This is a genomic window from Ignavibacteria bacterium (assembly GCA_015709655.1).
Taxonomy (GTDB): domain Bacteria; phylum Bacteroidota; class Ignavibacteria; order Kapaibacteriales; family Kapaibacteriaceae; genus OLB6.
Genome location: CP054181.1, coordinates 2,500,302 through 2,515,197 on the forward strand (window position 1 = coordinate 2,500,302; position 14,896 = coordinate 2,515,197).

Annotated in this window: 15 protein-coding genes; all 15 read left to right on the plus strand. The window is 47.7% G+C overall.

Annotated elements, in window-relative coordinates; all coding sequences use genetic code 11:
• Positions 1-135 precede the first annotated feature (135 nt).
• The 15 genes from HRU79_10050 to HRU79_10120 all read left to right on the plus strand — a co-directional run bounded on the left by HRU79_10050 (position 136) and on the right by HRU79_10120 (position 14,884).
• Positions 136-597, plus strand: coding sequence for a hypothetical protein (locus tag HRU79_10050; GenBank protein QOJ26964.1), 462 nt, complete (start codon positions 136-138; stop codon positions 595-597).
• Positions 598-699: 102 nt separating this feature from the next.
• Positions 700-1,104, plus strand: a complete 405-nt coding sequence (locus HRU79_10055) for a transposase (protein QOJ26965.1) — start codon at positions 700-702, stop codon at positions 1,102-1,104.
• The gene (locus tag HRU79_10060; GenBank protein QOJ26966.1) at positions 1,101-2,111 is read left to right on the plus strand and encodes an IS3 family transposase; all 1,011 of its coding nucleotides are present in this window, start codon (positions 1,101-1,103) and stop codon (positions 2,109-2,111) included. The genes HRU79_10055 and HRU79_10060 overlap by 4 nt, the downstream gene beginning before the upstream one ends.
• Before the next feature lie 7 nt (positions 2,112-2,118).
• Positions 2,119-3,477 carry an RHS repeat-associated core domain-containing protein gene (locus HRU79_10065; protein ID QOJ26967.1) on the plus strand — a complete coding sequence of 453 codons (1,359 nt, stop codon included), beginning with the start codon at positions 2,119-2,121 and terminating at the stop codon, positions 3,475-3,477.
• A gap of 251 nt (positions 3,478-3,728) precedes the next feature.
• On the plus strand, positions 3,729-4,385 hold the full coding sequence (locus tag HRU79_10070; GenBank protein ID QOJ26968.1) for a hypothetical protein: 657 nt from the start codon (positions 3,729-3,731) through the stop codon (positions 4,383-4,385).
• A 123-nt stretch (positions 4,386-4,508) separates the two neighbouring features.
• On the plus strand, positions 4,509-5,354 hold the full coding sequence (locus tag HRU79_10075) for an RHS repeat-associated core domain-containing protein (GenBank protein QOJ26969.1): 846 nt from the start codon (positions 4,509-4,511) through the stop codon (positions 5,352-5,354).
• 251 nt (positions 5,355-5,605) lie between these two features.
• The gene (locus tag HRU79_10080; protein QOJ26970.1) at positions 5,606-6,268 is read left to right on the plus strand and encodes a hypothetical protein; all 663 of its coding nucleotides are present in this window, start codon (positions 5,606-5,608) and stop codon (positions 6,266-6,268) included.
• Positions 6,269-6,391: 123 nt separating this feature from the next.
• On the plus strand, positions 6,392-7,249 hold the full coding sequence (locus HRU79_10085) for a hypothetical protein (GenBank protein ID QOJ26971.1): 858 nt from the start codon (positions 6,392-6,394) through the stop codon (positions 7,247-7,249).
• Entirely contained in the window at positions 7,246-8,184 is a 939-nt protein-coding gene (locus HRU79_10090) for a hypothetical protein (protein QOJ26972.1), read from the plus strand. The genes HRU79_10085 and HRU79_10090 overlap by 4 nt, the downstream gene beginning before the upstream one ends.
• 200 nt (positions 8,185-8,384) lie before the next feature.
• Positions 8,385-9,776: a hypothetical protein gene (locus HRU79_10095; protein ID QOJ26973.1), complete on the plus strand. Its 1,392-nt coding sequence runs from the start codon at positions 8,385-8,387 to the stop codon at positions 9,774-9,776.
• Positions 9,777-10,144: 368 nt separating this feature from the next.
• Positions 10,145-10,687: a hypothetical protein gene (locus HRU79_10100; GenBank protein ID QOJ26974.1), complete on the plus strand. Its 543-nt coding sequence runs from the start codon at positions 10,145-10,147 to the stop codon at positions 10,685-10,687.
• Positions 10,688-11,161: 474 nt separating this feature from the next.
• Positions 11,162-11,977: a hypothetical protein gene (locus HRU79_10105; protein QOJ26975.1), complete on the plus strand. Its 816-nt coding sequence runs from the start codon at positions 11,162-11,164 to the stop codon at positions 11,975-11,977.
• 13 nt (positions 11,978-11,990) lie between these two features.
• A complete protein-coding gene (locus tag HRU79_10110; GenBank protein ID QOJ26976.1) occupies positions 11,991-12,599 on the plus strand; it encodes a hypothetical protein in 609 nt (202 codons plus the stop codon).
• A 339-nt stretch (positions 12,600-12,938) separates the two neighbouring features.
• On the plus strand, positions 12,939-14,282 hold the full coding sequence (locus HRU79_10115; GenBank protein QOJ26977.1) for a hypothetical protein: 1,344 nt from the start codon (positions 12,939-12,941) through the stop codon (positions 14,280-14,282).
• On the plus strand, positions 14,279-14,884 hold the full coding sequence (locus HRU79_10120; GenBank protein QOJ26978.1) for a hypothetical protein: 606 nt from the start codon (positions 14,279-14,281) through the stop codon (positions 14,882-14,884). The genes HRU79_10115 and HRU79_10120 overlap by 4 nt, the downstream gene beginning before the upstream one ends.
• Positions 14,885-14,896 lie beyond the last annotated feature (12 nt).

Below are 14,896 nucleotides of genomic sequence, written 5' to 3' on the forward strand. Positions count from 1 at the left end.
ATACACAAAACCGAAAACGGTTTGATTGTAGCCGATCCATATAAACTGCATGCAGTGATCAACCACAGTTCAACGGTAGTAGTGAAGCAGTGTACTAGGTGCGACTCTTATATGTATGTGGCCCTATGGGCTAGTATGATTTGTCTGCTGTCATGCTCCGCAGTCAGTCAGACTGCAGCGACAAATGACAAGATAAAGTGGGAATCATGGATTGAACTTGCCTTTTTTTCTGACTTGAATTTATGGAAGGAGTTCCGGATTCAACTTTCTAAGACTGACCCAAGGAAGGAGGCATTAGAGACGTACGTTATTAAAGATTCTGTTACAGTGGGCAAGATATTGTCGTGGTCAAACAACATAGATACCATGGATGTTGCATGCGATCCGCTGCGACCTATTCTGGTGATTCTCAAAGTCAGAAGTGACAACTATTACGCGGTTGTTGCAACTATATCCGGAAACTCTTGTACGATCTGTAAAGGCTCGGTTTATGTCAGCAACACGAAAAAAGAACTGCAGCGGCTCATAGATTTGCTACCCGAACAGTTAGCTCGTGAAATCCTAGCGATATGTAACCCTGCACAAGATATGAAGTAGGTTTTGTGGCCGCCAGTAGTCCATCCCTCTCTGCCAACAAGTCATTGGACATAATTCGTGGTGTAATTTAAGGTACAAAACGAGGGTGCGGAGGAGCTGGAGATGAGAGCAGAGATTGGAATGAATGGTCTGGTGAAAGAAGTTGCGTCGAACAGCACAGAAGTGATCGTCAAGCCACAGAGACGACGGTTCTCAGAAGCGTACATTGATGCGATTCTGAAAGAGCTCGACACTGCGGCGCATGGAGAGAAAGGGAAGATCCTGCGCCGGGAAGGTCTGTTTAGCAAACAAGTGACATCTTGGAGGAAACAGCGCGAGAGTGGCAGCAAGGTAAAACGCGGTCCTAGGTCGAAGTCAAGTGTCGACATGCGCAAAGAGCTTGCAGCCCGGGAGCGAGAGATAGCTCGTCTGCGGCGTAAGCTGGAGCAGGCAGAGATCATCATCGATGTTCAAAAAAAAGTAGCGTTACTGCTGCGATCGACGGATCAGACCGAGGAGCCATCGTGATGGAGCAGGTCACACGATTGAGTGAGCACGTAGGCGTGCGGTGTGCGTGTGAGAGCCTAGGCCTTGGACGCTCAACGTACTATGCACGTCTTCGGCCACGTACCACGCGCGTGCGAGTGCAGAGACCCACTCCCAAGCGTGCTCTCAGCCCAGCAGAGCGTGAGCGCGTGATCGCGATTGCAACGAGTGAGGAATACGTCGACAAGGCGCCTGCTGCGATCGTGGCCGACTTGTTGGATCGGGCCGAGTATCTCTGCAGTGAGCGCACGCTCTATCGCCTGCTGCATGAGCAAGAGATGGTACAGGAGCGCCGCAGCATTGCCAGGCACCCGGTGTACAGCAAGCCAGAGCTGATGGCAACGAAACCGCGTGAGGTATGGACGTGGGACATCACGAAGCTCAAGGGACCTCAGAAAGGCGTCGTCTACAGTCTGTACGTGGTTCTTGACATGTACAGTCGCTACATCGTTGGTTGGCTGCTGGCCACGCATGAGAATGACGATCTCGCAAGAACACTGATCGACACAGCGTGCAAGCGCGAAGCGGTTGGACGCGGCCAACTCACCATCCATGCCGATAATGGAGGCGTGATGCGGTCCAACACGCTCTACGAACTATTCGACAAGCTCGATGTGAGGAAGAGTCACTCTCGGCCACACGTCTCCAACGACAATCCTTACAGTGAAAGCCAATTCAAAACGATGAAGTATGCTTCCGGGTATCCAACACGGTTCTCGGACATCGAGCACGCACGTAGCTTTTGCAAGGAATTCTTCAAGGACTACAACTACCGCATGTACCATTCGGGGCTTGCCATGCTCACACCTGCCATGGTTCATCACGGCCTGGCATCGGAGATCATCGCGCAACGGCAAGTCGTCCTAACAGAAGCATATGACAGACATCCTGAGAGATTTGTCAACGGTGCTCCCAAGCATCCGTTGCTCCCATCAGCGGTCTACATCAACAGGCCAGAGAATGAACCAACTGGCATCGTAAATTCATGAGCACTACGTGTCCAAAATTCGTTGGCAGATTCCGCCCGACGGCGCCATGGTCTATCGCAAGCGCGATGGGGTGGAAGGGGGCTTGGCATTCCAGCGAATCGAAGAGTATGCGTGGAATGCATTCAACCTTCTTGAACAGTTTACTGTGCGTACCGATGCTGTTGCCGAAGGCGGCGGACCAGGCTGCGAGCCGGATGCTACAACCATGCCTGCTGATGTGTGGCGTTACAGGTTTAACCCGATGCAGGAGAGAGAGCAGAAGCGGCAAGAGATTACCTCGGGTAATGTAGTGCGTGACGGACTTGCATGGACGTACTCACTTCTTGGCGCAGACACCAAGCAATTAGCTACGTATAACGGAATCGAAGGTGCATTCTGCGGTCAGCCGTCTGTGTGGATGTGGCCCGTGGAGTACAACAGCTACGGTCCGGCAAACACCCGCGTAATACTCAGGCCCAACGGGACAAAGGAATACGTTATCGCCGACCACTTGGGGTCACCTCGCATCACCGTCAACGACCAAGGAGCAATCCTCCAACACACCACCTACGCCCCTTTCGGCTCTGTGCTAACAACCACTGGCACTGGACAGCGCACCAGCTACATCGGCCGCGAAGCCGACAACGAAACAGGCCTTGGCAACTACGGTGTGCGCCTCTACGAACCGGAATACGGCAGGTTTATGAGTGTGGATGTGTTGTGGGGGGAGTATGAAGGGTGGCAGGCGTATCAGTATGCGCTTAATGCACCGTTAAGTTTCCGTGATGAAGGAGGCAAGTGGGTGCAAGCGATGAACGAAGCAGCGCGGGATGCCATTCGCAATTCTGTTCCTGCGGAGTTTAGGTCAGCAATACAGTTTAGCGCAAGTGGAGTTGTTCTCAAGGAACCACTCCTTGCAGCAGCACGAGGTCAGGACGTAAACTCAAACGTTGCGATACTTAGCAGGTTGGCGGAGAATGAGCAGACGGTGCAAGTCACTGTCACCGATGAGTTCCAGTGGAAGGATGTCGAAACGGGAGAAGTGCAGACGAGGAAGTTTTCGGAGAATTCAAGCTTTTACGGCGGTGACGTTGCAGAATATGGTATGACGTTATTCCCTGAAAAGGACAGGCAAGCAGCGAATGTACCTGCAGAGACATGGTTCTCGACTACAGGAAAGACACTGATTGTTTTAAATCCCGAACCGCAAGAGCACTTGAGAACTCCTGGAATGGTAGTAGCACATGAGCTTTACGGACACTTCAGGATGTTGCTGTTGGCAAAGCAAGGTAAAGCAATCGGTGCTGGACACTTTGATAGAAACTGGGAACCAGTTAAGCAAGTTGATGACGCCTGTGCAAAGGCCGAACTAGGCGTTAATCCATGAAAGTAACAGCGTATTATCATCAACACGTGTGCATGAAAACGTACACTTATAATGGTGTACGATTATGGATTCTTGTGATTATACTTTCCGCGGTAATAGGTTGTTCTCATGAGGAAGTCTCACATGACTTTGAATCAAGGTTAAGCCCGAGTGGCAACGGTGCTATGCAACGCGCTACTTGGGAACGGTGGACAATACCCACGCAAAGTTCCGCCCATTTGTGGAGAGACACACTTACTGTTGCGGTGAAGATGCGTAACACTACGGGTCATGATTTTATACTTCTTCCATCACTTCTCTATGTTAACATTGTTGACAGTACATCGTTCGTTCCGAGCTATGATGCCATGGGCGTGATGTTTTATGGAATGAAACAACATTGGAGGGCAGGTGCTGGGGATAATGTGACATTTTACGATGCTCAATATCTTTTGCAAATTCTCTCTTTCCCCAACGACAGCTCGTTAACAATTACCTACAAGGTACCAATGGACCTTTTTCCGGCTCGTAAGCTGAATGGTATTAGGTATATGTTGGGTCTGGAATTTCCTGTATGGAATGCTCGCGACTCTATTGTGAAACGAATTGCAAAGTATGCAATGGATGGAAGCGAGTTTCAGTTTACTAGCGTACAGATTCCGGACAGTGGGAATCATTTTCGAGACTGGTTTGTGATAAATCTAGGTACAGAGTCGTGGCGCGATGCCATCCATATATCCAAAAAGTATTTCTATGAAATGGGATCATCGAAGGCAGGCAATGTTGGCGACGCGTCTGTTCAGAGTATGATGGTTGTTTCCAAAGGCCCAGTACAGCCACGCAGCCCGAAGCACGTGACTCCTGCTTACATAATAAACGAAGAAGTGAATAAGGCGGCCGCCAGAGCAGAACGGGAGGCTCGACCGTAACAAGCATTCTTATTGGCAAAATGAAGAATGAATCATGGAATACATAACCAGCTGTTGTATTGTAGGAGCAAATCATGAAGATGTATTTCTTTAACACCACAGAATGATGTGATAAGTATGGAAATGTCCATCTCCCTCCAACACACCACCTACGCTCCCTTTGGCTCTGTGCTAACAACCACTGGCACTGGACAGCACACCAGCTACATCGGCCGTGAAGCCGACAACGAAACAGGTCTCGGCAACTACGGCGTACGCCTCTACGAACCGGAGTACGGCAGGTTTATGAGTGTGGATGTGCTGTGGGGGGAATATGAAGGGTGGCAGCCGTATCAGTATGCGTTAAATGCACCGTTAAGTTTCCGTGATGAAGGAGGCATGTGGGTGCAAGCGATGAATGAAGCGGCGCGCCAAGCAATTCGTGAATCTGTACCGGCAAAGTTTAGATCAGCGGTGCAGTTTAGCGAAAGTGGTGTCGTTCTTAAGGAACCACTCCTAGCTGCGGCGCGGGGTCAGGACGTAAACTCGAACGTTGCGATACTTAGCAGGTTGGCGGAGAATGAGCAGACGGTGCAAGTCACTGTCACCGATGAGTTCCAGTGGAAGGATGTCGAAACGGGAGAAGTGCAGACGAGGAAGTTTTCGGAGAATTCAAGCTATCATTATGGTGATGTTCCGGAATACGGTATCACACTTCTACCGGAAAAGGACAGACAAGCAGCGAACGTGCCGTCAAATATGCCAGTATCTACCAATGGTGTCACTCAAGTCGTTATAAATCCGAGCCCCCTAGTTAAGGGACTTTCGAAGGGCCAAACGACTGCCCATGAGTTGTTCGGCCACTTCAGGTTTTTGTTGTTAGCAAAGCAAGGGAAGGCGGTTGGCGCAGCACATCAAACAAGTGACGGCTTGCCCAACAAGCAAGTTGATGATGCCTGTAGGGCAGCTGAATTAGGCGTATCACCATGAATTCGTCGTTGTTTTCCGTAGAGCATCTACATACAGGGCTGCGCTCTTGTAGTAGGGGCATCGTTGGGATACTAATAGTTGCCAGTTTTCTACATACAACAGGCTGTTCCAGAGATCGAGCTTCTAACGATGACATGGCGATGATCAAAGCATCGGCAAAGGACAAGGTTGATGCTCGACTTACCCAATGGAATAGGTTGGAGGTACCCGTACGGAGTTCTGCACATATCTGGAGGGACACACTCTCGGTTATGGTGCAGATGCGCAATACAACTAGCAAAGACCTTATCCTCCTGCCATCGTTGTTGGATGTAAATGTAGGAGACAGCACGCTCAGCGTACCAAGAACTGATGCGATGGGGGTAATGTTCTACGGGATGATACAGCACTGGAAAGCTGGTTGGGACGATCCTCTTGGTTTCGATTGGCAATACCAATTGCAGTTTGTGCAATTCAAGAAAGACAGCATGATAGCATTCACGTACAAGGTGCCGATGAACGCGTATCAAGCGAGGAAATTACGGAGCATTCGATACATGCACGGCCTAGAGTTCCCAGCCTGGGACGCAGAAGATACTCTCATACAACAAATTGCCACCAACACGCTAGTGGGCAGTGAGTTTGTGTTCGATGGCGTACACACCCCCAATAATGGTACTCAGTTTGCAGATCCTTGGGTGGTGAACGTGGGCACTGAGTCGTGGAAGTGGGCCATCCAAATATCAGAGCAAGACTTCTACCGGTTGGGAGCTTCGAAAGTCGGAAACGTGGTTGACTCAGCAGCAGAAAGTATGATGGTTGTTTCCAAAGGCCAAGTACAGCCACGCAGCCCGAATCACGTGACTCCAGCTTACATAATAAACGAAGAAGTGAACAAGGCGGCCGCCAAAGCAGAACGGGAGGCTCGACCGTAACAAGCATTCTTATTGGCAAAATGAAGAATGAATCATAGAATACATAACCGGCTGTTATATTGTAGGAGCAAATCATGAAGATGTATTTCTTCAACACCACAGAACAATGTGATAAGTTTGGAAATGTCCATCTCCCTCCAACACACCACCTACGCCCCCTTCGGCTCGGTGCTAACAACTACCGGCACAGGCCAACGCACCGGCTACATTGGCCGTGAAGCCGACAACGAAACAGGCCTCGGCAACTACGGCGTGCGCCTCTACGAACCGGAGTACGGTAGGTTTATGAGTGTGGATGTGTTGTGGGGGGCAATGGGAGATTGGAATCCTTACCATTACTCACACGCCAGCCCAATTGTACGTAAAGATGGCTCTGGGTTTGCAGACTTCTTTGACCAAGATGGAAAGAAAGTAGGGACTGACGGCGTTAATGATGACAAGAGATACATCTCCAGTCGCGAGTTTTATGCTGCCCTAGGCAAGGCTGAACTAGACTACAATTATCTCATCGAGAGCCAAATGGCATTGTTAGTACCGTCTATGGAAACTCTGAATGCGATTGAAAGGCATGTTATTTATCAGGCGACAAATCCAATACAAAACGATAGAGAACACGGAGGCATTGTTGGCACCGATGGAGTGTTCTACCCATCACCACCTGGAGGTAGATACTCTGAGACAGGCCGCGCAGAAATGACTCTGTCAGAATCATCTAGGTTGTTAGAACTTCATGGAGTATCTGCTGCACTTAAAGTTCACTCGCACCCGAATTTCGGAGACCTCTACTCGGGTATGCAGAGCAGTATACAGGCGAGTGGCGTTCCGTCAGATACAGACATAGAGGGTGCTGTGGACGCATCAGGTATTGTGTTGTATCCAGTGAATTTGAATTTGAATATTGTCACCTTCTACAATCAATTCGGCAGCCAATTCAGCACCACATTCAAAGTCCTAAAAACCATTGCAGAAGGTACCAAATGAACGTTCGTACTTGGACATTTTGGTTTTTTCTATCCCTAATAGATGCTTTTTGGCTATATGGACAAGAAAAACCCAAATACGAGTATGTTGGACCACATGGGCATGGATATCAATATGATGCAACAAAAAACGCCTCAAACAACGACTTACACATTGCGCTCAATTACCAGTATGCTGATCTAATCATTACACTTGGAGATCGGCAGCCGACATGCGAACTGATAGAATTGTTATCACGCCAAACTGGACTTGAGTCATTGGTATTGACCGGAGAAACACAGTCAGGAGCAAACGCAGTTCTATCGGCCTTACACCGACCATTAACGCTTATCGACCTAGACCTTATTCTTCCGGGTATAGACTCCATGCGCAGTCAGTTGCTGCATGTAGCACGCGTTAGAATGCTGGGATTATTTATCAGCGAGCAAAGACCAGTGCCGGCGTGGATTTTCGAAATGCCGTCACTGAGATTTCTTTCAACGAACAAATGCCATACACTTAATGCGTATGCGACAGAAAGTATAAACACATTCACTACAGTAGATTGCTATGACTCAACCGATTATGCAGCAACGAGCCAGCAGGTGATTGAACACTACGAATCAAGAGGGGTTAGAGTTGGTGAAGACTTTAGAGAAACCGGCCGCCCCAATGTTAGTGTAGATACAGTAGCATTTGAAAGTGCAAAGCTGAACGTAACTCTTCGTGACCCAACCGTGAACGAGATCGTTAGCGGGCTGATAGCAAAAGGCATGATGCAAGATTCGACCTACGTTTACCAAAAGGGGAAAGAATACCATTACAATGTTGTCCGATGTACAGACGATGGAGTCCTCCTAGTTGCAGGTAAATACAAATACAGTGGCACATTGCGCGATAGATTTCTTATAAATATTGAGTACAGCGATACGCTTCGCTCAACACGTAAAGAATAGGTTGTGCATATGCCGCTGAATTGTTGGGCATCTAACTAAAGCAAATCCATGCCCCCCACTCCCCAGCCCCCTACACCACCCCTATCCCCACCCGGGGGGATTCAATGTGACATCCGCCCGCCAGTTTTTTCTGGGTAAGTGCTGTGAGTTGTGTGAAATGTGACGCGCGTATGCACAGTGTGAGGCGCACATGTGAATTCATGCACAACATTGATCCCTCAACACTCGATAACAACGAGTCAATTCCTGCCTTAGATTGGGTTATGCTTGGTCACCACATCTTCGCTCCGTTTCTCATCTCCTACGACCCCGACGGCGCCATGGTCTATCGCAAGCGCGATGGGGTGGAAGGGGGCTTGGCATTCCAGCGAATCGAAGAGTATGCGTGGAATGCATTCAACCTGCTTGAGCAGTTTACTGTGCGTACCGATGCTGTTGCCGAAGGCGGCGGACCAGGCTGCGAGCCGGATGCTACAACCATGCCTGCTGATGTATGGCGTTACAGGTTTAACCCGATGCAAGAGAGAGAGCAGAAGCGACAAGAGATTACCTCGGGTAATGTAGTGCGTGACGGACTTGCATGGACGTACACGTTGCTTGGCGCAGACACCAAGCAATTAGCTACGTACAACGGAATCGAAGGTGCATTCTGCGGTCAGCCGTCTGTGTGGATGTGGCCCGTGGAGTACAACAGCTACGATCCGGCGAACACCCGCGTAATACTCAGGCCCAACGGGACAAAGGAATACGTTATCGCCGACCACTTGGGGTCACCACGCATCACCGTCAACGACCAAGGAGCAATCCTCCAACGCACCACCTACGCCCCCTTTGGCTCGGTGCTAACAACCACAGGCACAGGCCAACGCACCAGCTACATCGGCCGTGAAGCCGACAACGAAACAGGCCTGGGCAACTACGGTGTACGCCTCTACGAACCGGAGTACGGACGGTTTATGAGTGTGGATGTGTTGTGGGGGGAGTATGAAGGGTGGCAGCCGTATCAGTATGCACTAAGCGATCCTTGTAGTTCAAAAGATCCGAGTGATCTGATTGTTGAGTTTGAAAATCCGGAATTTCAAGCAGAGCATGCAATGATATATTCGGCGATTAACACAGATGGCAATTTTGTTAACGTTGATTATAGACGTCGGTATGACAAGCTGAATTTAAGCGACATTACCTACCGAGTGCGGAACGTTTCAGTATCAAACTCAGAACAACTTAACATCGAGAGAGTCGGTACATTATCCTCAGACGGGCAAGTGGTGTTTATAGACATTGACGGATCCAAAGGCTCTACCTACTCAAGAGAAGGAACACATGAGTTGGTACATGCAGAGCAGTTTGAAGATGGCAGTTTGGGATTTGCGTTCATTGATGGTAAATGGAAAACTTATAATAATTCAATTGAGCTAGAGAATGAAGCATATAAGAATCAAGTGGTAGCACATCCTGATTATACCGGTATAAATTGGGTTAGAGAAAGATATCAAGGCCTAGAAATGCATATGGATCCATTTCGCGACAATACCCTATCTGGTCGGACAGTTATTAGAAATAGTTATTTCTTTAACGTGTACTATCCATGACAAAGTATTGTATAAAGATATTCGTTCTTCTACTCTGTTGCTTCTCTGTAGTTGGGGGAAGCTATGCATTTACCGGTCTTGCAGGCTTGGCATTTATGAAGAATTACCGAGTCGCGTTTTTGAATTTACGAAGTAATGTCTATAATGATTACAATGTTCTGGACGCAGACGATGAGTATGTTTATAGTGTTAAACCCGCTAGATCCGGATTATATGCACTTACAAGTAGCAAGTCAAAAGGCCTAAGGATAAAGTTTATTACTAACGACGATATAATACAGAACACTGGAAGATTTATCACGATTCCTATCAAGCAGCACAACACTCGTAGCCCATGCCTTTATGGGACAGATGCACTTATAATACCAATGCGTGATCATGGTCCACATGGCGAGAACTACGCCATGGTAGTTGATTCGGTACTTGTTGATAGTCTTGTAGCTACCGACATCGACGTTGAATACCTTCCATATTACTGCAGCATTATCGCTTCGGCCACTGATAGCATCGTACTGGATTCAATGTACAACAGTTTTACGCGCAGTAAACAGAAAGAAGTACACCGACAACTTCACAATCAGACTACCTATGTGGGTAATCTAGTCCATGAGCAGGCGATAATCGTGCGGACAGATTACCAGCTAGATACTCTTAACGTTCGTCTTAGTACTTCCGCAATTGCGAGAACTGAAGACGAAATTGTAGTTCAGCACATAGAGGGAGTAAGTAATGCTGTCAACGGCTATGTTGCACTCGACATTACAGTACAAAGGTTACAAATGGAGTCCCAAGGGGACAGTGTGGCTGAAATGTACTTCGTCATCTATGATTTGTCTAACCACGACATGAAAACTATCTCTCACGGATATCCGATATTACCTGGCCCTTCAATGGTGTTGATTCCTGATTAGAGCCAATCTCTCTGCAGAAAGTGTTTCGGTTAGAATTCTATTCATCTACAAAGAGATTACGGGTTTCTATACCTCAAGTAAAGCTTTATTTGTACGCTTGAATCTCCATTCAATGATAATGGAAGGGGGCTTGTGAGTGTGGGCAACACAGCGATCTTTTACGCAAAGTGTTTCAATGATTAGCTGTATTGATTTCAAAATAAGTGACGACAGCGCGCAACAGAACGAATGATGATGAGTCACCAAGGTAAAAACTCTGCCAATACCCCATGCCCCAGCCCCCTTCCACCCCTATCCCCACCCGGGGGATTCAATGTGACATCCCCCCGCCAGTTTTTTCTGGGTAGGTGAAGCATAGCGTGTGAAATGTGACGCGCGCACATTCATGCACGTAACACACAGATGTGTGGCAGGGGCGAATGAATATTCGCCCACATCATTCACAACCAGCCAAATTATGTCTTATTTTACATCATGGTTGTTTCTTCTTACCACACCACCTACGCCCCCTTTGCCTCGGTGCTAACAACTACCGGCACGGGGCAACGCACCGGCTACATTGGACGTGAAGCCGACAACGAAACTGGCCTCGGCAACTACGGCGTGCGCCTCTACGAACCGGAATACGGCAGGTTTATGAGTGTGGATGTGTTGTGGGAAAAAAGAGCCTACGCTAATCCGTATCATTATTGCCTTAACTCGCCACTCGTATCAACTGATGCAAGCGGTCTGGACATGTTAATACTTGTTGATAAGGAAGGGGCACAAAATCTGGGGCACGTGGCAGTGCTAATTGGTAATGATGATACTGGATGGAAATACTTTTCGCTTGACGGCTCATTGAGCTGGAATAAATTGTATGGTCCATCGAATGTAGATTCCCGTTCTTTTTCTACGCTATCTGAATTTGTAGATAAAGCTCATATGGCACGAAACAAGAAAGCGCTAAGGCGATACGACATTGCATATCAGATTGCAGAGGATGCTTTAACAGACAAGCAGTTCCTCGCAGGTGCTCAATTTGAAACAGACAAGTCGAAGGACTACGACATATTCACACACTCATGCATTGATGTGGTGTCAGGAGCACTTGAAGCCGCAGGATATTGGGGTGGAGATCGGAGTACTGATATTCCACACATTCGAATATATCAGATATTACGTAGTCTTAATAAAGCCGATGTTAAAGTTAGCCGGTTGGATCCTAAAAAGAAGGCTCAAGGAGACACCAAATCAGGTGACAGTTCTGACGTGAAGGAGGAGCCGTTCCAAATCATAACTGCTCATTAATTGCCAAACGGCTATGTCTGAATCCAATTCAAAGGTCCGCAAGTACACATCGATTACATTGGTGGTGGTCTCTGTATTACTATCCGGATATTGTTTGTTCGGTGTCCTTCGTTTTAATCCGACACACATTGTAGTAAAGAACAACCCTGTTTTTTTATCAGGTATTCACGAGGCAGAGAGTCTAAACCTAATTGTGGCACGGTATAGGCCACAGTTCGTTTTCGATTCTATAGCCGTAGTAAGAGCAGATACCGTTGCATGTGTAGCAACCGACGCATTTATTACGATGCAAGCAACATGGAACAGTGCCTTCTTCGCATCAGTAGAGCGTCATACAGGTGTGTTTAATTTGACTGTTAAAATGTATGAGAGTGATGCAAAAGGTAATCAAACCAAGTGGTTCGTACGTGAACCCGACGATGCAGGTGATTTTACTACTATGAGAGGTGGTGTTGACGAACTACACAGCGGTATTGTCACAGTTCTTAAAAATTATGAGTGCACTGTATATAAGAATACAGTTGGAAACTTCACAAACTATAAGGACACTTGTATTTGGCGTAAAGAACTATATCACCGTGTTGGAGTTCTAAGGCTTCAAAAGATTGAATACTCATACTAAGCATGGCAACGTTGTTCTACCTTCTGTACACTCCCGGACCACATAGCATCAACAAAGAATGTTAGTATTCGGGTCGACATCCGTTAAGACTTATGCAGGGGGCTTTGGCATGGTGTTACGGCAATTCACTCACCATTACTACATCTTGGACGTAACCACACGTACCCCACGCCCCAGCCCCCTACACCACCCCTATCCCCACCCGGGGGATTCAATGTGACATCCATCCGCCAGTTTTTTCCGGGTAGGTGATGTGTAGCTTGTGAAATGTGACGCGCGAATGCATAATCATGCCCAACGCTCGATAACAACCAACACAATTATGTATTAAATTAGGTCATGGTTGCACGCCACCACATCTTCGCTCCGTTTCTCATCTCCTACGACCCCGACGGCGCCATGGTCTATCGCAAGCGCGATGGGGTGGAAGGGGGCTTGGGATTCCAGCGAATCGAAGAGTATGCGTGGAATGCATTCAAATTGCTTGAGCAGTTTACTGTGCGTACCGATGCTGTTGCCGAAGGCGGCGGACCAGGCTGCGAGCCGGATGCTACAACCATGCCTGCCGATGTATGGCGTTACAGGTTTAACCCGATGCAAGAGAGAGAGCAGAAGCGGCAAGAGATTACCTCGGGTAATGTAGTGCGTGACGGACTTGCATGGACGTACACCTTGCTTGGTGCAGACACCAAGCAACTGGCTACGTATAACGGAATCGAAGGCGCGTTCTGCGGTCAGCCGTCTGTGTGGATGTGGCCTGTGGAGTACAACAGCTATGGTCCGGCGAACACCCGCGTAATACTTAGGCCCAACGGGACAAAGGAATACGTTATCGCCGACCACTTGGGGTCACCTCGCATCACCGTCAACGACCAAGGAGCAATCCTCCAACACACCACCTACGCCCCCTTTGGCTCGGTGCTAACAACTACCGGCACGGGACAGCGCACCGGCTACATCGGCCGCGAAGCCGACAACGAAACAGGCCTTGGCAACTACGGTGTGCGCCTCTACGAACCGGAATACGGCAGGTTTATGAGTGTGGATGTGTTGTGGGGGGAGTATGAAGGGTGGCAGGCGTATCAGTATGGGTTGAATCAGCCAACGTTTATGGTTGACAATAATGGGCGGGAGATCTTTCCTAAGAATTTAAGTGATGAGCAGGTTTCGCACTTGGGTATACTATTGGATAGGGCACGGGCAATCGGCTCTCCAACCATTAATCGAGTATTGGAAGCCGCACTTGGCAATGAGTCAACGATTCATTTTTACCTTTTAGAGAATCCAGGGACAGGTGCTGTATTCTCCGACATATCGCAATTAACTAACCTACAATATGAATTTAATGTTCGCTGGTATTCAAATGCTATAACAGTAAGTTCTGTACAGCCGTGCGACATGCTAGCCGATATTGTCTTTGAGAAAGATTTGTTTAACACCTCGATGGACGGTGAAGAAACAGGAGCAACACTGGTCTTGATAGACGAACTATTTCATGCAGTATCAACGATCTACACTTCCGAGATCAGAAATGAACTCAATTCTGACCACAAACTTCTATACTCATTGCTTAGCAAGGAGTATAAAGCCGGTCTATTACATCTCACAGCTGTAGAGAAGGCAGTCCTGCAAGTTAAAATTCAGGATTATGGAACAGAGATAAAGGAGGGTGCTAGCAAATGAAGCGGCAACGAATGTATAACTATCAAGTAAATGTGTCAAAGCTTCTTACTTTAACAGTTATAATAGCACTCTGCTCGCAGTATTGCTATGCTAAGTTTTTTGTGGTACTAAATGCTGGCTGTACCGAGGTCTTTGTAGATACTGCGGATTTCAAGACATTTGAACCTGTTAACATACCCATGGAACTATTTAAAGTGAACGAGCAATTGTGGTACGAAGATATGGTGTTTGCAGTCAGACTTACCGTGTACTTTTCAGGAAAGATCAAAGAATATAAACTTCAAGCCTTGAATGAGATATCGCGCGTCGTGCGCCCAGATTCAATTTGGAAGCAATGCGCAGATAGTGTTCATGCTGCTATCAGGAAATGGAGTTTCTATGATGTCACCGCACCTGGATATAGAGGACCACTCACAAGAGAATACCTGCAAAGAGCTGCGGACTGTCCATACGATGATGAAGTTTCATTCTTTGACCTCCTTGCCCCATATAATAAGAACGTTTTCAAATACGATCTGTACTTCACGGTCGTCACCTGTATTACAAATTGTAAGTATCCAGTTGGTGGATTTACTGTTATAACGAAATTGCCAGGTCTTTGAATCCAGGTACTA